The 18310-nt window shown below is 64.1% G+C and carries 13 protein-coding genes and 2 pseudogenes; 9 read left to right on the top strand and 6 right to left on the bottom strand.

Annotated elements, in window-relative coordinates; genetic code table 11:
- Nucleotides 1-103: 103 nt before the first annotated feature.
- Nucleotides 104-1123, bottom strand: coding sequence for a LacI family DNA-binding transcriptional regulator (locus V3314_RS15350; RefSeq protein WP_046614299.1), 1020 nt, complete (start codon nt 1121-1123; stop codon nt 104-106).
- 205 nt (nt 1124-1328) lie between these two features.
- Between V3314_RS15350 and V3314_RS15345 the strand changes: the two genes are divergently transcribed.
- From V3314_RS15345 to V3314_RS15335, 3 genes are all read left to right on the top strand, one after another.
- A complete protein-coding gene (locus V3314_RS15345) occupies nt 1329-1868 on the top strand; it encodes a gluconokinase (RefSeq protein WP_085600851.1) in 540 nt (179 codons plus the stop codon).
- Nucleotides 1869-1978: 110 nt separating this feature from the next.
- Nucleotides 1979-3331: a GntP family permease gene (locus V3314_RS15340; RefSeq protein WP_015270532.1), complete on the top strand. Its 1353-nt coding sequence runs from the start codon at nt 1979-1981 to the stop codon at nt 3329-3331.
- Between the two features lie 84 nt (nt 3332-3415).
- On the top strand, nt 3416-3709 hold the full coding sequence (locus V3314_RS15335) for a hypothetical protein (RefSeq protein ID WP_046614301.1): 294 nt from the start codon (nt 3416-3418) through the stop codon (nt 3707-3709).
- Nucleotides 3710-3886: 177 nt separating this feature from the next.
- On the opposite strand, the gene V3314_RS15330 is transcribed toward V3314_RS15335, so the two are convergent.
- The 4 genes from V3314_RS15330 to V3314_RS15315 form a co-directional block, all read right to left on the bottom strand.
- Nucleotides 3887-5314 carry a sigma-54 dependent transcriptional regulator gene (locus V3314_RS15330; protein ID WP_046614302.1) on the bottom strand — a complete coding sequence of 476 codons (1428 nt, stop codon included), beginning with the start codon at nt 5312-5314 and terminating at the stop codon, nt 3887-3889.
- Complete coding sequence (locus V3314_RS15325) at nt 5283-6776, bottom strand: HAMP domain-containing sensor histidine kinase (RefSeq protein ID WP_046614303.1); 1494 nt, start codon at nt 6774-6776, stop codon at nt 5283-5285. The genes V3314_RS15330 and V3314_RS15325 overlap by 32 nt, the downstream gene beginning before the upstream one ends.
- A gap of 300 nt (nt 6777-7076) precedes the next feature.
- Nucleotides 7077-8534 carry a HAMP domain-containing sensor histidine kinase gene (locus V3314_RS15320; protein WP_046614304.1) on the bottom strand — a complete coding sequence of 486 codons (1458 nt, stop codon included), beginning with the start codon at nt 8532-8534 and terminating at the stop codon, nt 7077-7079.
- A 151-nt stretch (nt 8535-8685) separates the two neighbouring features.
- The gene (locus tag V3314_RS15315) at nt 8686-9270 is read right to left on the bottom strand and encodes a lytic transglycosylase domain-containing protein (RefSeq protein WP_046614305.1); all 585 of its coding nucleotides are present in this window, start codon (nt 9268-9270) and stop codon (nt 8686-8688) included.
- 185 nt (nt 9271-9455) lie between these two features.
- Between V3314_RS15315 and gspG the strand changes: the two genes are divergently transcribed.
- Nucleotides 9456-9881, top strand: coding sequence for a type II secretion system major pseudopilin GspG (gene gspG / locus V3314_RS15310; RefSeq protein WP_046614306.1), 426 nt, complete (start codon nt 9456-9458; stop codon nt 9879-9881).
- A gap of 11 nt (nt 9882-9892) precedes the next feature.
- On the top strand, nt 9893-11083 hold the full coding sequence (locus tag V3314_RS15305; protein ID WP_085600846.1) for a type II secretion system F family protein: 1191 nt from the start codon (nt 9893-9895) through the stop codon (nt 11081-11083).
- Between the two features lie 113 nt (nt 11084-11196).
- Here the strand turns inward: V3314_RS15305 and V3314_RS15300 are convergent.
- Nucleotides 11197-11466 (bottom strand): annotated as a pseudogene (locus tag V3314_RS15300) (LLM class flavin-dependent oxidoreductase); the annotation flags it as partial.
- Nucleotides 11467-11609: 143 nt separating this feature from the next.
- Here V3314_RS15300 and V3314_RS15295 point away from each other — a divergent pair.
- The 4 genes and pseudogenes from V3314_RS15295 to V3314_RS15280 form a co-directional block, all read left to right on the top strand.
- A pseudogene (locus tag V3314_RS15295) lies at nt 11610-11994 on the top strand (rhodanese-related sulfurtransferase); the annotation flags it as partial.
- 251 nt (nt 11995-12245) lie between these two features.
- Nucleotides 12246-13487 carry an efflux RND transporter periplasmic adaptor subunit gene (locus V3314_RS15290; RefSeq protein WP_046614310.1) on the top strand — a complete coding sequence of 414 codons (1242 nt, stop codon included), beginning with the start codon at nt 12246-12248 and terminating at the stop codon, nt 13485-13487.
- 12 nt (nt 13488-13499) lie between these two features.
- Entirely contained in the window at nt 13500-16679 is a 3180-nt protein-coding gene (locus V3314_RS15285; protein ID WP_046614311.1) for an efflux RND transporter permease subunit, read from the top strand.
- A complete protein-coding gene (locus V3314_RS15280) occupies nt 16676-18091 on the top strand; it encodes a TolC family protein (protein ID WP_046614312.1) in 1416 nt (471 codons plus the stop codon). Before V3314_RS15285 ends, V3314_RS15280 begins: the two co-directional genes overlap by 4 nt.
- Nucleotides 18092-18310 lie beyond the last annotated feature (219 nt).

Below are 18310 nucleotides of genomic sequence, written 5' to 3'. Positions count from 1 at the left end.
GCACGGTGTCCTGAGCATAGATCGCCTGGCGTAAGTCGTGGTTCTTGTGGCGCTTGTGAGATCGAGCGCCGCCCGCGCGGCGCTCGCCCCCCTCAGGACAAACTCACGAGCTCTCCCGCACCATCAACTCGAAGCCCAGGTCCTGCTGCGCGTTCGGCACCCGCTTGCCATCGAGCAACGCCAGCAGCGCCTGTGCAGCACCGCGCCCCACGGCGGCCCGAGGCGTGCGAATCGAGGTCAGCCGCGGCACCATGTGCGCCGAAGCCGGCAGGTCGTTAAAACCGACCATCGCCACCTGCCTCGGCACCTCCACCCCTTGGCGCAATGCCTGCAGCACCGCGCCCTGGGCCAGGTCGTCGTTGCAGAAGAAGATGCCGTCGACATCCGGCGCCTGCTGCAGCAGCTGGCTGAACAACGTGCTGCCCAAGGCAATGGAAGAAGGCTCCGGCGCCAGCACTTCCAGCTCGGCAGCCTGCAAGCCGGCCTCGGCCAACGCCTGGCGGAACCCTTCGGCACGCTGCATCACCCGCGGGTCGAGCTGCGCGGCAATGAACGCGAGGCGCTTGCGCCCGCGCTCGATCAGGTGGCGGGCCGCGGCGCGCCCCGCCTGCTGCTGCGAGAAGCCGACCGACAACGCCCCGGCCTCGCCATTCAGTTCCATCATGTGCACACAGGGCACCCCACTGGCCGCCAGCATCTGCCGCGATGCCTCGCTGCGCTCGAAACCGGTCAGCAGCATGCCGCAGGGCTGGTAGGCCAGGTAGTTGCGGATGAGGTTCTCTTCTTCGGCAAGATCATAGTGATAGTTGCCGATCAGTACTTCGAGCCCGCGCGGGCGCATGACCTCATGAATGGCTTCCAGGGTGTCGATGAAGAGCTGGTTGGACAGCGACGGGATCAACACCACCACCGACTGGCTGCGCGCCGAAGCCAGGGCACGGGCCGCCGGGTTGGCCACATAGCCGAGGCTCGCCGCGGCAGCAACGACCTTTTCCACCAGCTCTGGCGCAACCGTGCTGACCCCGCGCAGGGCGCGCGAGGCGGTAATCGGGGAAACCCCGGAAAGCCTGGCCACTTCTGCCAGAGTGGGACGACCTGTGGTGCGGGAGCCGGTGCGGGACATGGATGTTGTAATTTTACTACTTGCAAGGAAAGGGAACGGCCACTAAGGTAGCGCTGTCTCAGGACGCAGGCAATGTAATCTTTGTAGCCGCCGCCGCGCGCTGGCCGCCAAGCGTCCATACTGCGTAAGGACAAGATCAATAACACCGGGGAGGTGACTGTTCGTCGACGACGAGACAGCGCTATCTCACCCGCAGGAGGTACTGATGAATTCTCCCCTGTCCGCCATCGTGGTGATGGGCGTGGCCGGTTGCGGCAAAAGCTGCATCGGTGCTGCCATCGCCGCCCGAAGCGGCGGCCGCCTGATCGAAGGCGACGCTTTCCACTCTGCCGAAAACATCCGCAAGATGAGCGCTGGCATACCCCTGGACGACAGCGACCGTGCCGGCTGGCTGGTGCGTCTTGGCCAGGAACTGCAAGCCACGACCAAGGCCGGGGAACGTCCGATCCTGACCTGTTCCGCGCTCAAGCGCCGCTATCGCGATTCCCTGCGCGATGCCATGCCCGGGCTGGTATTCGTATTCCTCGAACTGTCACCGGCCGAAGCGGAAAAACGCGTGCTGGCCCGCCCCGGGCATTTCATGCCGGCGAGCCTCATCGACAGCCAGTTCGCAGCCCTTGAGCCGCCACACGGCGAACCACTGACCATCGCGCTTGACGCCACCCAGCCCATCGAAGCGCTTGCCGAAGCGGTGGACAGCTGGCTGAAGGGCCGCGGTGAGCCGGGCCTGGCACAAACCGCCTGAACCTGGCGGCTTACCCGGGCTACCCAAGACAGCGCTACCCTGCCCCACGAGCGCAAGCAAAGTTCCAAAAAGCTACGCCAAAACAACGATAAGACCGAGGCCTTCAAACCATGTTCGGACTGGCTACTGATACCTTCCTGCTGCTCGACGCGCTGGTTACCATCGTCGGGCTGATCCTGCTGATCACCCACTTCAAAGTCCACCCCTTCGTCGCCCTGACCATCGCGGCCGGCTTCCTTGGCCTGACCTCCGGCATGCCGGTGGCCAAGGTCATGAAATCGTTCCAGGACGGTTTTGGCGGCGTGCTGGGCTTCGTCGGCATCGTGCTTGCCTTGGGCACCATGCTTGGCAAGCTGATGGCCGACTCCGGGGGGGCTGACCAGATCGCGCAAACCCTCATCCGCGCCTTCGGCAAGAAGAACGTGCACTGGGCAATGATGTTCGCCGCCTTCCTGGTGGGCATTCCGCTGTTCTTCGAGATCGGCTTCGTGCTGCTGATTCCGCTCGTGTTCATCGTCGCCCGGCGCTCTGGCGTGTCACTGATCAAGATCGGCATTCCGCTGCTGGCCGGCCTGTCAGTGGTGCATGGCCTGGTGCCCCCACACCCGGGCCCGCTGCTGGCGATCGGCATCTTCCATGCCGACATCGGCAAGACTATCTTCTATGGCCTGATCGTGGCGCTGCCTACCGCCATCATCGCCGGCCCGCTGTTCGGTAACTTCATTTCACGCTACATCCCGGGCACCCCGTCCCAGGAGCTGATGGACCAGATCGCCAAGGAGTCCGACCAGGGCAATCTGCCGAGCTTCACCATCACCCTGGTCACCGTGCTGCTGCCAGTGGTGCTGATGCTGCTGAAGACCTTTGCCGACGTGGTGCTGCCAGCCGAGCACATCGTGCGTCAGTGGATGGACCTGATCGGCCACCCCATTACCGCCCTGCTCGCTGCCCTGCTGCTGGCCTTCTATACCTTCGGCTCGGCCCGCGGCTTCAACCGCCAGCAGATCATGAAGATGCTCGACCAGAGCCTGGCACCGACTGCGGCGATCGTGCTGATCGTTGGTGCCGGCGGCGGCTTCAAGCAAATGCTGGTAGATACCGGCGTGGGCAACGTGATCGGGCAGATGGCCGTGCAGGCGGAGATTTCGCCGATCATGCTGGCCTGGCTGGTAGCGGCAGTAATCCGCATTGCCACCGGTTCCGCCACGGTCGCCACCATCACCGGCGCGGGCATCGTTGCACCGGTGATCGACCTGGTGCCAGGGGTCAACCGCGAGCTGCTGGTGCTGGCCACCGGCGCCGGCTCGCTGATCCTGTCCCATGTCAACGACGCCGGCTTCTGGCTGGTGAAGCAGTACTTCAACATGACCGTGGCGGAAACCTTCAAGACCTGGAGCATGATGGAGACCATCCTGTCGATCGTCGGCATCATCTTCATCATGTTGCTGTCGCTGGTGGTGTAACCGTTGATCGGGGTAATGGCACCTTGAAGCTTCGGGTAGGGCCGAACAGAAGTATCAACCCTACCCGAAGCAAAGGAGCCTGCCATGCCCCGCTCAAGCATCCTTCTGATTGCCCTGCTCGCCGCGCCATTGGCCATGGCTGCCGGCACTGGCCCCACCTACCCCGACGACCCGCACAACCCGGCGCCCAAGCCGGGCGCGGACAGCACCCTCAACCCGATCGAAAAGCCCATGCCGCGGGACACCGACCCACGCATAAAAGGCAACGACCCGGACAGCCCGCCCGCTGAACAGAATGACAACCGGGATTTGCCGGGTATGGATGGCAGTGGCTCGGAAGGTACCGGGCGGCAGGGAGCAGCCGATAATCAGCGTTGATCAATGCCCTCAAATTCCAAAAGTTGCCGCAATCCCTGTAGGAGCGGCCTTGTGTCGCGAAGGGCTGCAAAGCAGCCCCAGCAATTTCAACTGTTGCGCATCAATCCCGGGGCCGCTTTGCGGCCCTTTCGCGACACAAGGCCGCTCCCACAAATGCCGCTCCCACAGGTGGGGGCCTCACCACTGGCGCTTGTCCGGCCGGGTCAGCCCCAGTTTCTCGATCCGGTAACGCAGCATGTCCCGCGATAGCCCGAGCATGCGCGCCGATTTGGTCACGTTCCAGTCCGTGCGGTCCAGGGTCTTGCATACCAGGTCACGCTCCATGTCCGGCAGGCTGGTGCCGGGCTCGGGTTCGTGGCGAGGCATTTCGAACACCGCAGGCGCCGCCTGTTGCACCAGCGGCTCGTCGATCAGGGTCATGCACAGGTTGAGCTGATGCGCCTGCACCACCTCGTTCGGTGCCAGCAGCACGGTCTGCTCCAGCATGTTGCGCAGTTCGCGCACATTGCCTGGCCAGCTGTAACCGAGCATCAGGTTTTCCGCCTCGGCGGAAAAGCGCAGGTTCGGCTTGCCATAACGCCGGCCATGATGGGCCAGGAAATGCCGCGCCAACAGCAATACGTCCTGCCCGCGGGCATACAGGCGCGGTACCTTCAGGGCAATGATGCGCAGTCGGAAGAACAGGTCGCGGCGGAACTTGCCCTGCTGCACCATCTGCTCCAGGTTGCAGTTGGTGGCGCTGATCACCCGCAGGTCGACCTTGCGCTCCTTCACCGAGCCGATCCGGCGGATAGTGCGGTCTTCCAGCAACTTGAGCAGCTTGGCCTGCAGCACCAGGTCCATCTCGCCAATCTCGTCGAGGAACAAGGTACCGCCATCGGCAGCCTCCACCAGGCCCACCCGGCGTTCCTTGGCATCGGTAAAGGCGCCCTTTTCGTGGCCGAACAGCTCCGCTTCCAGCAGATTGGCCGGAATCGAGGCACAGTTGAACTCGATGAACGGCCCCTTGCTGCGCGAACCATCGAAATGCAGGGCGCGGGCCACCAGTTCCTTGCCGGTACCGGTCTCGCCTTCGATCAGCACCGGTGGCAAATCATCGCTGGCCATGCGCCGCTCGGCATCCAGCACCTGGCGCAGGGTGTGCTTGAGGGTGAGCATCGTCGGTGATTCGCCGATCAACGCCTGCAACCCGGACTTCTGCGCCTCGCGCTCCTGGTAGAACGACAAGGTGCGCTCCATGCGCTCGGCAGCCAGCGCCTTGTCCAGGGTCAGCTTGAGCTCGGCCAGCACCACCGGTTTGCTCAGGTAATGGAAGGCGCCCTCCTTCATTGCCTGCACGGCATCTTCGACATTGCCGTAGCCGGTCATCATGATCACTTTCAGGTCCGGCACTTGCGCCACCAAGGTACGCAGCAGGTCGTGCCCACTCATGCCCGGCAGCGAGTTGTCGGTCAGCACCGCATCGGGCTGGCCCCGCTTGATCTGCTCCAGCGCCAACTCCGCGCTGTGGCAAACGGTGACCTCGAAGCCCTTGAGGCCGAGGTAGGTGCGAATGTTGTCGGCGAGAATTTCATCATCCTCGACTACCAGGATGCTGTGCTCCATGGTCCCCTCCCGCTGCGATATTGAATGTAAGGCTGACGCGGGTTCCTTCCTCTTCGCGGCTGCTCAGGCTGACCGAGCCTCCAAAACGCTCCATGATGCGTTTGACCAGGGCCAGGCCTACGCCGAGGCCACCCTGCTTGGTGGTGTAGAACGGCTTGAACACCATCCGTTCCTGCTGTTGGCTCATGCCCTTGCCGGTATCGGTGAGGACAAATTCGGCACGCTGCCCATCCTGCACATTGACCTGAGCGCGCAGCATGCCGCCTTCGGGCATGGCCTCCAGGGCATTGGAGAACAGGGTGTTGAGAATCTGCGTGAGCTGTAGCGGCTGGCTGGCCACCCATTGTGACCCAGGGCCTTCGTAGCAGAAGCGCACACCGTTGCGTTCGATCTGCTGGGCGAAGGCCAGATGGGTGTCCTCGATGGCCGTCACCAGGTCCACGGCCTCGGCGTCGTCACTGGTCGGGCGCAGCGACACCAGCAGGTCACGCACCCAGCGCGACATGCGATCGACCTGGCTGATGATGTCGGTGATGTTCTTCTGCGCCGCGGGGTTGGCGATTTCCTGGGCCAGTTCGGCGCTGGAGCGGATGTTGGCCAGCGGGTTGCGCAAGCTATGCGCCACTGCCGAGGACATCTCGCCCAATGCCACATAGGTTTCACTGGCCACCAGCCGGTCCTGCTGCAAGTGCAGCAGCTGCGCCGCGCGGCGCACGATCCAGAACAGGCCGAAGTAGACCAGCGCCCCGCCCACCAGGGTCGAGGCCCAGATCAGCACATAGCCGCGCTGGATACGCCGGACCAGGTCTTGCGGCTCCTTGTAGATCTCCACCATGGCCAGCACCTGCTCGCCCTGGCTGTCGAAAAGCGGGATGTAGTTCTCGATGAACAGGTAGCGCGGTTCACGCTGGAACTTCTGCTCTTCGCGGTCATCGTCGGCCTGGTGGTAGCTGGCCGACACCGCCTTGCGCGAGCGGAAGGCGCGGTCGAGGTCGCCATCCGCCGCGATGCGCTTGCCGATCAGCTCCCGGTTGGTCGACCAGACGATGGTACGGTCGCGTGCATAGACATTAGCCAGCAAGATGTCCGGCAGGTGCTCGACATGGTCGAGGAACTCGACCCGGGTCGATTCAGCCAGGTCTGGCGTGAACTGCAGGTGCTGCTGGTCCAGGCGCGGGTCAAGCAACTCGCCCATTGTGGTGCCCGGCGGCAACTGCGAATGGCGGACTTCGGCCTGGGCCATGGCCTGGATGAACTGGGCGGTGAGCATGGCATCGCGCTCGACGCTGTCGCGCACCACGAAACGCGTCGACACATAACCCAGCCCGCCTGCCACCGAGGCGATAATCAGCAGGCTGATCACCGAGAACCAGCGTAGCAGGTTGAATTCGCGCAATGGCACGGCCACACCGCTGGCGGTAGTACGGGCCTTGTCTGGCACTTCATTATCCAGCATCTGCATCGCGTGCTTCCCGCGCAGGGCGTCCGTTCAGAAATGCATCAAGGCGACGAACAGTAGCCAATTGATAGCACTCCACTCGTGCAGCCGCAGCTGCCATTTGTCGTGTATTGCGCTCTGCCTGTCATGAAGCAAAAACCCAGCCAGTAACTTTACCTATTATATTAATCATTACTAATCAACAGGTTAATGAATCTTCCTAAACCAGCCTCGAGGATAATTCCCCATTTTTGGGGATTTTCACCCAAAAATGATAAAAACCTTTATAAACAAGTAGATATGGTCGTTTATTAAAGTCAATAATCACTCCCTGACCAGCCGGAAACTCAACGAAACCCGGGTGCCATGGCCTTCACTGCTGCTGAGCCGGACACTGCCCCCGAAGCGTTCCATGATGCGTTTCACCAATACCAACCCCACGCCCAACCCACCCTGCTTGGTGGTGAAGAAAGGCCGGAAGGCCATGCGCTGCTGCTCTTCGTTCATGCCTTTGCCGTTGTCGGACAGGCGCAGAGTCAGGCTGCGCCGGTCATGACGCACCACCTCGACACGCAACCGCCCACCCTGCTCCATCGACTCCAGGGCATTGGCGATCAGGCTGCTGAAAATCTGCCGCAGTAACACCGGGTGCCCCAGCACCTGTACCGCCGGTAACGGGTGCAGGTCCAGGCTCACTCCGCCGCGCGCCAGCGGCACCGCGTAGGTCTGCAGGCTTTCCTGCAATGCCAGCGGCAGATCCACTGCCACTGCCTCATCGTTGAACGGGCGCAATGACTGCAACATCTGACGGATCCACTGCGACATGCGATCGACCTGGCTGATGATGTCATTGACATTGCGCTGCGCCGGGCCATCGTCGAACGCCTGGGCCAGTTCGGCACTGGAACGGATGCTGGCCAGCGGGTTGCGCAGGCTGTGGGCTACCGCCGAGGAGACCTCGCCCAGTGCCACATAGGTTTCGTTGCTGATCAGCCGCTTCTGCTGCACCGACAGCAGGCGCGCGGCGCGGTGCATGATGCCGTACAGGCCGACGTAGACCAGGCCGGCACCGACGGTGATCGCCAGCCAGATCAGGATCAGGCCATGCTCGATGCGCACGATCAGGTCATGGGGCTCCTTGTAGATCTCGACCATCGCCGTGACCTGCTCGCCATCGGCATCGAACAGCGGAATGTAGTTCTCGATGAACAACTGCTTGGGTGGAGTGACGAACTTCTGCTCGGCACGGGCCTGCTCGAAGTTGTGGTAGCTGGCCGAGACTCGCATCTTGTACTCGAAGGCTTGCTCCAGGTCTTCGTCGCCTTCGATCAGCTTGCCGACCAGGGCCGGGTTGCTGGACCAGATCACCGTACGGTCCGGGGCATAGATATTGGCCAGCAGCATGTCGGGCAGGTGAGCGATGTGGTCAAGGAACTCGCCACGCGCCCTGCGCCGAGCGTCCGGGTCGACATCTAGCAGGTTGGCGCGATCGATGCGCGGGTCGAGCAGTTCACCCATGGTGCGCACATTGGGGATCGACACATGGCGCACTTCGGCGTCGGCGATGGAGGTGATGAACTGAGCGGTGAGCAAGGCGTCGCGCTCGATGCTCTCGTCGATGATGAAACGGCTGGAAATCAACCCCAGCCCGACAGCTACCGAGAGGATGATGGCCAGACTGACCCAGGCGTACCAGCGCAGGAGGTTGAACGGCTTGCGTGGGGTGGCCAGTTCGATACCGGCGGGTAATTCAATGGCGTCGGAACGAGGGGCGATGTCCATGGCGGACTCCACAACTGGGCACCTTCAGAAGGTTATAGCCCAGAGTTGGGGAAACCATCGGGTCGGCTTGGTGGCATCCGCCGAAGGGTATTGTTTCTACCCTAGTGGGGTGCCTGCAGCTGCCGGCGCTCACACAGGGAGGTTGCAAAGGCTAATCACCCGTCAACCCCTGCAACTTGCGGTACTCCCGCAGCACATTGGGCACATAGCGCCGGGTCTCGGCGAACGGCGGTACCGCGCCACGGCGCAGCACAGCTTCGGGGCCGGCGTTGTAGGCCGCCACGGCCAGGGTGATGTCATTGTCGAACAGGTTGAGCATGCGCTTGAGGTAGCGGGCCCCGCCCTGCACGTTGTCCTCCGGGTCCAGGCGGTTTTCCACGCCCATCTCCCGAGCGGTATCCGGCATCAGTTGCATCAGCCCCACCGCGCCCGCCGGCGAACGGGCCTTGGGGTTGTAGCCGGACTCGGCCTTGATCACCGCATGCAGCAACGCCGGGGGTATATCGTGGGTGCGCGCCGCGGCGGCGACCAGCTTGGCGTAGGGGCGGCCGGTGATCAGTTGCGCGTTGGCCGGGCCGGCCTGGGCCTTCGTCTCGCTGATCACCGTTTCGTAGAGGCGCCCGGGTCGATGGACGTTGGTCAGTATGTAGCTGCCTTTGGCGTCGATGGAAATGTACACATCGGCCTGGGCAGCACCTGCCACCAGCCAGATCAAACCGAGAATGAGTCCACGCATGTCGGTCGCCTCTTCGTGGTACCCCCGATGTTGGGGGATATACCCCGGAAAACCCGGGGTCGAGGACCACGACGCAAGCACTGTGCCGCTTTGCATGCCGCGTGGTGCAAGGCGCCAGCGCCGGCGTGCACGGCTGTTGCATGGAGCCTGCAAAAGCTTGTCCCCATGCAGCGGAGGGCTTCACCATGCAGCGCAGAACCAACCCTCAACTTGGCTTCACCCTGCTCGAACTCCTGGTGGTTTTGGTGGTGCTCGGCCTGTTGGCCGGTATCGTCGCCCCCAAGTACTTCAGCCAACTCGGCCGCTCCGAGGCCAAGGTAGCGCGGGCGCAGATAGAGGGGCTGAGCAAGGCCCTGGACCTTTACCGCCTCGAAGTCGGCCACTACCCCAGCAGCGAGCAAGGCCTGCAGGCCCTGGTGATCGCCCCCAGTGGCGAAGCGCGCTGGACCGGCCCGTACCTGCAGAAGGCCGTGCCGCAAGACCCGTGGGGCCGCGCGTACATCTACCGGCAACCCGGCGAGAATGGCGGTGAATACGACCTGCTGTCGATGGGCAAGGATGGCCAGCCCGGCGGCGACGGGGAAAACGCCGAAATCACCAGTTGGCAGTAGGGAGAACGGCCATGCGCTACAGCCTCAAGGCCCTGGGCAGGCAGGGTGTGGTGCAGTTGCAGATCGACGCCGAGGACGCCGACCAGGCCCGCCGCCAGGCCGAGGACCAGGGCCTGCGCGTGCTCAGCCTGCGTGGCCATGGCGGCGCCTTGCGCGGCATGGCCTGGCGCCGCGAAGCAAGCTTTGACCTGGTGCTGTTCAGCCAGGAACTTTCCACCCTGCTCAACGCCGGCCTGCCGCTGATCGACGCGCTGGAAAGCCTGGCGGAAAAGGCCCCCGCAGCGGCAACGCGCAAAGTGCTCGCCGAACTGGTCCGCCAACTGTACGAAGGCCGCTCGCTGTCCCAGGCCCTGGGCCAGCAGCCACGGGTGTTCCCGCCGCTGTACGTGGCGCTGGTGCAGTCCAGCGAGCGTACCGGCGCGCTGGGTGACGCCCTCGCCCGCTACATCAGCTACCGCCAGCGCCTGGACCTGGTACGGCAGAAGCTGGTGGGCGCCTCGGTGTACCCGTTGCTGCTGTTGCTGGTGGGCGGTGGCGTGGTGCTTTTCCTGCTTGGCTACGTGGTGCCTCGCTTCAGCCAGGTATTCGAGGGCATGGGCGCCGAGTTGCCCTGGCTGTCTCGGTTGCTGATGCAGATCGGCCTGTTCCTGCACGCCCAGCAACTGCCGCTGGCGTTGGGCTCCCTAGGTGCGGTCACGGCGCTTTGGCTGCTGCGCCGTCAACCACGGGTACGGCGCTGGGCGGCCTGCCAGCTGCGGCGCCTGCCAGCACTGCACCAACGCCTGATGATGTACGAACTGGCACGCTTCTACCGCTCGTTGGGCATCCTGCTGCAAGGCGGTATCCCCATCCTCACCGCCATGGGCATGGCCCGCGGCCTGCTCGGCAGCGCGGCGGCCCAAGGCCTGGAGCACGCCAGCCAGCGGGTCGGCGAAGGGTTGCCGCTTTCCGACGCGCTGGAGGCCGGGCAACTGGTCACGCCGGTATCGCTGCGCCTGCTGCGGGCCGGCGAGCAGTCCGGCAACCTGGGCGAGATGCTGGAGCGCTGCGCCGACTTTCATGACCAGGAAATCGGCCGCTGGGTAGAGTGGTTCGTCAAACTGTTCGAACCACTGCTGATGACCTTCATCGGCCTTCTGATCGGCCTGATCGTGATCCTGATGTACATGCCGATCTTCGAACTGGCCTCGAGCATTCACTGAATGGCCAGACCCAGGCTTTCGCGCAGGGTGGTGCCCTCGTAGGCAGTGCGATATACCCCGCGCTCCTGCAGCAGCGGCACCACTTGCTCGGTAAGGCGGCGGAACTGCCCGGGGTGGCGTGTGCTTACCGCCAGCGCCGAGAGCAGGGTCAGCGGCTCCAGGCGGTTGAGGTAATGGAGCGGCGAACCGGGGGTTATGTACTGGCTGTCGACGAAGAACATCAGGTCGAATAACGCCGCCTCTGCCTGGCGGGCGATGTCGATGTACCAGTCGATGTTGACGCTGGCGTCGGCAGGCAGCTCCGGGTCGAGCCACTGGTTGTGCCGGCCGGGGCCGCCGCAGCCCATGGTCAGGGCACCGAGCTTGATCTTGCGGGTGGTCATGGGTATTCCTCGGAAACGGTGGTGGCTGTGCCGGCCTCTTCGCGGGGAAACCCGCTCCCACCGGAACTGCGCAGTGTTCGAGTGCTGCACTGCCCTTGTGGGAGCGGGTTCACCCGCGAAAGGGCCAGTAAAGGGGTAATCGCTGGCAGGTAGCAGTGCTGGACGGTTTGTCAGCGGCAGACTTCAGAGCAGCCGGCGAGTGGCAGGCGCCGCAGCCGGCGTTGCCAGCGGTGACCGAAATCGATGTCGAGCAGCCTGCTGGCGCGCTTTGCGGCGCTGGACTTGCAGGCACTGACGCAAACCCCGGTGTACGTGCTGGACGGTGGCACGGCGCGCTGGATTGCAGCGGGCAAGGCGCTGGAGAGCCGCGAAACGCGCTTGGTCGTGGCGCGTACCGACCGTTATCGCCGGCCTTATGAAGGGACGGACAACCCGCGTGAAGCGATGCAGGGGTATCTGGACTGGGAATTCGGCTGGATTGCCCAGCTGGAGCGCGATGGCACCCATGGGTTCCGCGTATCGAGCTGACATTGCCGGGGGCGCGTTGCGCCCCTTTCGCGACACAAGGCCGCTCCTACAGGGGAACGCGTAAGCTGTAGGAGCGGCCTTGTGTCGCGATGGGCTGCAACGCAGCCCCAGAAATCCCAACCATGCCGCAAATCGATGAACGACCCACAGATATCATTCATCGTGATAATAACCTTCGCCCCGTTCGATTCGTGCATCACGCGCAAGACACTCACACTCCGCCCACTACTAATACATTGGCGGAGTTCTCCATGGAACAATCACTCAAACCCTTGCGCTTTCCCCTCGCTGCCTTGGCAGTGGTGGTGATCAGCGCTTGCGGTCGAACCCCCGACGCCGTGCAGGCTCCCGCGGCGCCGAAGGTCAGCGTGGCCAAGGTGATCGAGCAACCGATCAATGAATGGGACGAGTTCACCGGCCGCCTCGAAGCACCGGAAACCGTCGAGGTACGCCCACGGGTCTCCGGCCAGATCGACCTGGTGGCCTTCACTGAAGGCGCCCAGGTCAAGAAAGGTGACCTGCTGTTCCAGATCGACCCACGCCCGTTCCAGGCAGAGGTCCGCCGCCTCGAAGCCCAGCTTCAGCAAGCCAAGGCCACTGCCATCCGCAGCGCCAACGAAGCCCGCCGTGGTGAACGCCTGCGTGACAGCAACGCCATTTCCGCAGAGCTGGCCGAATCGCGTAGCAGCGCCGCCGCCGAAGCCCGCGCCGGGGTTGACGCGATCCAGGCGCAGCTCGACCTGGCACGCCTGAACCTCAGCTTCACCCGTGTCACCGCGCCCATCAGCGGCCGCGTCAGCCGCGCCCAGTTCACCGCCGGCAACATCGTTACCGCCGATGTCACCCCACTGACCAGCGTGGTCTCCACCGACAAGGTCTACGCCTACTTCGACGCCGACGAGCGCGTGTACCTCAAGTACACCCAGCTGGCCCGCGAAGGCCAGCGCGGCCAGAGCACCCCGGTGTACCTGGGCCTGACCAACGAAACCGGCAACCCGCACCTGGGCCAGATGAACTTCGTCGACAACCAGGTCAACCCGCGCACCGGCACCATCCGTGGCCGTGCGGTGTTCGACAACAGCGACGGCCAGTTCACCCCTGGCCTGTATGCACGCCTGAAGCTGGTAGGCAGCGCCCAGTACCAGGCCGTGCTGATCAACGACGAAGCCGTCGGCACCGACCTTGGCAAGAAGTTCGTGCTGGTCATGGACAAGGACAACAAGGCCGCCTACCGCGCCGTGGAGCTGGGGCCGAAGCTGGAGGGCCTGCGCATCGTGCGCAGTGGCCTGGGCAAGGACGACCGCATCGTGGTCAAGGGCCTGCAACGCGTACGCCCTGGCTCACCGGTCACCCCGGAAGAGACACCGATGGCCAGCGAACAGACCCTCGCCGCCCTCGCCCAGCAGCGCCAGGCCCTGGAGGCCAGCAACCCGGCGCCTAAGGTGGCGGGCAACAACGTGAAAGTCGCCAGCGCCCAGGCGCCACGCGGTTAAGGGACCACACCGATGAACTTCTCGAAATTCTTCATTACCCGGCCAATCTTCGCCGCGGTGCTGTCGCTGGTGCTGCTGATCGCGGGTTCCATCTCGCTGTTCCAGCTGCCGATCAGCGAATACCCCGAAGTGGTGCCGCCCACCGTGGTGGTGCGCGCCAACTTCCCCGGCGCCAACCCCAAGGTCATCGGCGAAACCGTCGCCGCGCCACTTGAGCAGGCGATTACCGGCGTGGAGAACATGCTGTACATGTCCTCCCAGTCCACCGCTGACGGCAAGCTGACGCTGACCATCACCTTCGCCCTGGGCACCGACCTGGACAACGCCCAGGTGCAGGTGCAGAACCGCGTCACCCGTACCCAGCCCAAGCTCCCAGAGGAAGTGACCCGCATCGGTATCACCGTCGACAAGGCCTCGCCCGACCTGACCATGGTCGTGCACCTGACCTCGCCGGACAACCGCTACGACATGCTCTACCTCTCCAACTACGCCATCCTCAACATCAAGGACGAGCTTGCGCGTCTGGGTGGCGTGGGCGACGTGCAGCTGTTCGGCATGGGCGACTACTCGCTGCGCGTTTGGCTGGACCCGAACAAGACCGCTTCGCGCAATCTGACCGCCAGTGATGTGGTGGCTGCGATCCGCGAGCAGAACCGCCAGGTGGCCGCCGGCCAGCTGGGCGCACCGCCCGCCCCGGGTTCGACCAGCTTCCAGCTGTCGATCAACACCCAGGGTCGCCTGGTCAATGAGGAAGAGTTCGAGAACATCATCATCCGCGCCGGTGCCGATGGCGAAATCACTCGCCTGAAGGACATCGCCCGGGTCGAACTCGGCTCCAGCCAATACGCCCTGCGTTCGCTGCTGAACAACCAGCCGGCGGTGGCCATCCCGATCTTCCAGCGCCCAGGCTCCAACGCCATCGAGATCTCCGACGAAGTGCGGGCGAAAATGGCCGAGCTGAAGAAGGACTTCCCCGAGGGCATGGACTACAGCATCGTCTATGACCCGACCGTGTTCGTCCGTGGTTCCATTGAAGCCGTGGTGCACACCCTGTTCGAAGCACTGGTGCTGGTCGTGCTGGTCGTCATCCTGTTCCTGCAGACCTGGCGTGCCTCGATCATCCCGCTGATGGCCGTGCCGGTATCGCTGATCGGTACCTTCGCCGTGATGCACCTGTTCGGCTTCTCGCTCAACGCACTGTCATTGTTCGGCCTGGTCCTGGCCATCGGTATCGTGGTGGACGACGCCATCGTCGTGGTGGAAAACGTCGAGCGCAACATCGGCCTGGGCCTGAAACCCCTGGAAGCCACGCAAAAGGCCATGGGTGAAGTGACCGGGCCGATCATCGCCACCGCCCTGGTGCTGTGCGCGGTGTTCGTGCCTGCTGCGTTCATTTCCGGCCTGACCGGGCAGTTCTACAAGCAGTTCGCCCTGACCATCGCCATTTCCACGGTCATCTCGGCATTCAACTCGCTGACCCTGTCGCCGGCCTTGGCTGCCGTGCTGCTGAAGGACCACCATGCGCCCAAGGACCGTTTCTCGCGGTTCCTGGAAAAACTGCTGGGCAGCTGGTTGTTCACCCCGTTCAACCGCTTCTTCGACCGCGCTTCCAACCGCTACGTCGGCGGCGTGCGTCGGGTCATCCGCTCCAGCGGCATCGCCCTGTTCGTGTATGCCGGCCTGATGGGCCTGACCTACCTGGGCTTCTCGTCCACCCCGACCGGTTTCGTGCCGGCCCAGGACAAGCAGTACCTGGTGGCGTTCGCCCAACTGCCTGATGCGGCCAGCCTCGACCGCACCGAAGCAGTGATCAAGCGCATGAGCGAAATCGCCCTGAAGCAGCCTGGCGTGGCCGACTCGGTAGCCTTCCCAGGCCTGTCGATCAACGGCTTCACCAACAGCCCGAACAGCGGCATCGTGTTCACCCCGCTCAAGCCGTTCGACGAGCGCAAGGACCCGAGCCAGTCGGCGGCGGCCATCGCTGCTGCACTGAATGCCCAGTTCGCCGACATCCAGGACGCCTACATCGCGATCTTCCCGCCACCGCCGGTACAAGGCCTGGGCACCATCGGCGGCTTCCGCCTGCAGATCGAAGACCGTGGCAACCTGGGCTACGAGGCGCTGTACAAGGAAACCCAGAACATCATCGCCAAGAGCCACAACGTGCCGGAACTGGCGGGCCTGTTCACCAGCTATCAGGTCAACGTGCCGCAGGTCGATGCCGCCATCGATCGGGAAAAGGCCAAGACCCACGGCGTGGCGATCACCGACATCTTCGACACCCTGCAGGTCTACCTGGGCTCGCTGTACACCAACGACTTCAACCGCTTTGGCCGCACCTATCAGGTGAACGTCCAGGCCGAGCAGCAGTTCCGCCTCGATGCCGAGCAGATCGGCCAGCTGAAGGTGCGCAACAACATCGGCGAAATGATCCCTCTGGCGACCTTCCTCAAGGTCAGCGACACCTCCGGGCCTGACCGGGTGATGCACTACAACGGTTTCATCACCGCCGAGATCAACGGCGCCGCGGCACCGGGCTACAGCTCCGGCCAGGCCGAAGCTGCAATCGAGAAGCTGCTGAAAGAGGAACTGCCCAACGGCATGACCTTCGAGTGGACCGACCTGACCTACCAGCAGATCCTCTCGGGCAACACTGCGCTGTTCGTGTTCCCGCTGTGCGTGCTGCTGGCCTTCCTGGTGCTTGCCGCCCAGTACGAAAGCTGGAGCCTGCCGCTGGCGGTGATCCTGATCGTGCCGATGACCCTGCTGTCGGCCATCACCGGGGTGATCGTGTCGGGAGGGGACAACAACATCTTCACCCAGATCGGCCTGATCGTATTGGTGGGCCTGGCGTGCAAGAACGCAATCCTGATCGTCGAGTTCGCCAAGGACGAACAAGCCAAGGGGCTCGACCCGCTGGCTGCGGTACTGGAAGCCTGCCGCCTGCGCCTGCGGCCGATCCTGATGACCTCGATCGCCTTCATCATGGGTGTGGTTCCACTGGTGTTCAGCTCCGGTGCAGGTTCTGAAATGCGCCATGCCATGGGTGTGGCGGTGTTCTCGGGAATGATCGGCGTGACCGTGTTCGGTTTGTTCCTGACCCCGGTGTTCTTCTTCCTGATTCGCCGTTTCGTCGAGCGTCGCCAGGCCCGCAAGGCCGAGCGCGCCCACTCGCTGGAGAGCCATGCATGAACCTGCTCAAACCCTTGACCCCGAGCCTGCTTGCGCTGGCCCTGGCGGCCTGCGCGGTAGGCCCGGACTACCAGGCGCCGGCCACCGAGCCCGCGCAGCTGGCCAGCGATGTACAGACCAAGGCCTACGACCGCAGCCGCTTCGAAAGCCTGTGGTGGAGGCAGTTCGACGACCCGGTACTGAACCAGCTGGTACAGGCTTCGCTGGACGGCAACCGTGACCTGCGCGTGGCCTTCGCCCGCCTGAAGTCAGCCCGTTCGATCCGTGAGGACGCCGAGAACGATCAGTTCCCGGTGGTCACCAGCCGCGCCAGCAGCGACATTGGCAAGGGCCAGGTCCCCGGCCAGACCACGCAACGGGTGAACAGCGAGCGCTACGACCTGGGCCTGGACATGGCCTGGGAGCTTGACCTGTTCGGCCGCATCCAACGCCAGATCGAAGCCAGCGAAGCCCAGGAAGCGGTAGCCGCGGCCGACCTTCAGCAGCTGCAGGTCAGCCTGATCGCCGAGCTGGTCGATGCCTACGGCCAGCTGCGCGGCGCGCAATTACGCGAGAAGATCGCCCTGGCCAACCTCAAGACCCAGCAGGAATCGCGCGCCATCACTGAAACCCTGCGCGATGCCGGCGTGGGCAACGATCTTGACGTGGTGCGCGCCGACGCGCGCCTGGCCGGGGTCGAAGCCACCGTGCCGCAGTTGCAGGCGGAACAGGCGCGGGCCCGGCATCGCATCGCCACCCTGCTCGGCCAGCGCCCCGAGGCGCTCAGCGTCGACCTGTCGCCCAAGGCCCTGCCGGCCATCGCCAAGGCGCTACCGGTGGGTGACCCGGGAGAACTGCTGCGCCGCCGCCCGGATATCCGCAGCGCCGAACGCCAGCTGGCGGCTGCCACCGCCAACGTCGGCGTGGCCACGGCCGACCTGTTCCCGCGTGTCAGCCTCAGCGGCTTCCTCGGCTTTACCGCAGCCCGAGGCTCGCAGATCGGCTCCTCGGCAGCCAATGCCTGGGCGCTGGGCCCGAGCATCACCTGGGCCGCCTTCGACCTGGGCAGCGTGCGCGCCCGCCTGCGCGGTGCCAAGGCCGATGCCGAAGGGGCACTGGCCAACTATGAACAGCAGGTGTTGCTGGCCCTGGAAGAATCGGCCAACGCCTTCAGCGACTACGACAAGACCCAGCAGCGGCTGTTGTCGCTGATGCGCCAGAGCGATGCCAGCCGCAAGGCGGCGGAACTGGCCTCGATTCGTTATCGCGAGGGTACGGTGGACTACCTGGTGCTGCTCGATGCCGAGCGTGAGCGGCTGAGCGCAGAAGATGCGCAGGCCCAGGGCGAGGTCGAGCTGTACCGCGGCATCGTCTCCATCTACAAGGCCCTGGGCGGCGGCTGGCAACCGGAGACTGTAGCCAGCGCGCGCTGATACACCCGTTTCAACGGCTCCTTTGGTTGGTTCCTCCCCCAACCGTTTGCCCCGCAGGCCTTGGTTTGCGGGGCTTTTTTATGTTTTTTTGGGGGTGTTCGCCACGACATCATCGTTGTCGTTGAGATCGAGCGCCGCCGCATAACCCGAGACAAGCACCTGTCAGCCCTCACTCGGTTGCAATTACCCCCCGGCTAGCCCAAGCTCTGCCCTTCCCGC

The sequence above is a fragment of the Pseudomonas sp. TE3-3-F2023 genome, from assembly GCF_036784815.1.
GTDB classification, from domain to species: Bacteria; Pseudomonadota; Gammaproteobacteria; order Pseudomonadales; family Pseudomonadaceae; genus Aquipseudomonas; species Aquipseudomonas pudica.
Note: the sequence above shows the minus strand (reverse complement) of the source record. Positions and strands in the feature narration are given on the sequence as shown.

What these genes read in the sequence shown, in the direction of transcription:
- V3314_RS15350 (WP_046614299.1), bottom strand. Translation starts at nt 1,123, where the DNA reads ATGTCCCGCACCGGCTCCCGCACCACAGGTCGTCCCACTCTGGCAGAA.
- V3314_RS15345 (WP_085600851.1), top strand. Translation starts at nt 1,329, where the DNA reads ATGAATTCTCCCCTGTCCGCCATCGTGGTGATGGGCGTGGCCGGTTGC.
- V3314_RS15340 (WP_015270532.1), top strand. Translation starts at nt 1,979, where the DNA reads ATGTTCGGACTGGCTACTGATACCTTCCTGCTGCTCGACGCGCTGGTT.
- V3314_RS15335 (WP_046614301.1), top strand. Translation starts at nt 3,416, where the DNA reads ATGCCCCGCTCAAGCATCCTTCTGATTGCCCTGCTCGCCGCGCCATTG.
- V3314_RS15330 (WP_046614302.1), bottom strand. Translation starts at nt 5,314, where the DNA reads ATGGAGCACAGCATCCTGGTAGTCGAGGATGATGAAATTCTCGCCGAC.
- V3314_RS15325 (WP_046614303.1), bottom strand. Translation starts at nt 6,776, where the DNA reads ATGCAGATGCTGGATAATGAAGTGCCAGACAAGGCCCGTACTACCGCC.
- V3314_RS15320 (WP_046614304.1), bottom strand. Translation starts at nt 8,534, where the DNA reads ATGGACATCGCCCCTCGTTCCGACGCCATTGAATTACCCGCCGGTATC.
- V3314_RS15315 (WP_046614305.1), bottom strand. Translation starts at nt 9,270, where the DNA reads ATGCGTGGACTCATTCTCGGTTTGATCTGGCTGGTGGCAGGTGCTGCC.
- gspG (WP_046614306.1), top strand. Translation starts at nt 9,456, where the DNA reads ATGCAGCGCAGAACCAACCCTCAACTTGGCTTCACCCTGCTCGAACTC.
- V3314_RS15305 (WP_085600846.1), top strand. Translation starts at nt 9,893, where the DNA reads ATGCGCTACAGCCTCAAGGCCCTGGGCAGGCAGGGTGTGGTGCAGTTG.
- V3314_RS15290 (WP_046614310.1), top strand. Translation starts at nt 12,246, where the DNA reads ATGGAACAATCACTCAAACCCTTGCGCTTTCCCCTCGCTGCCTTGGCA.
- V3314_RS15285 (WP_046614311.1), top strand. Translation starts at nt 13,500, where the DNA reads ATGAACTTCTCGAAATTCTTCATTACCCGGCCAATCTTCGCCGCGGTG.
- V3314_RS15280 (WP_046614312.1), top strand. Translation starts at nt 16,676, where the DNA reads ATGAACCTGCTCAAACCCTTGACCCCGAGCCTGCTTGCGCTGGCCCTG.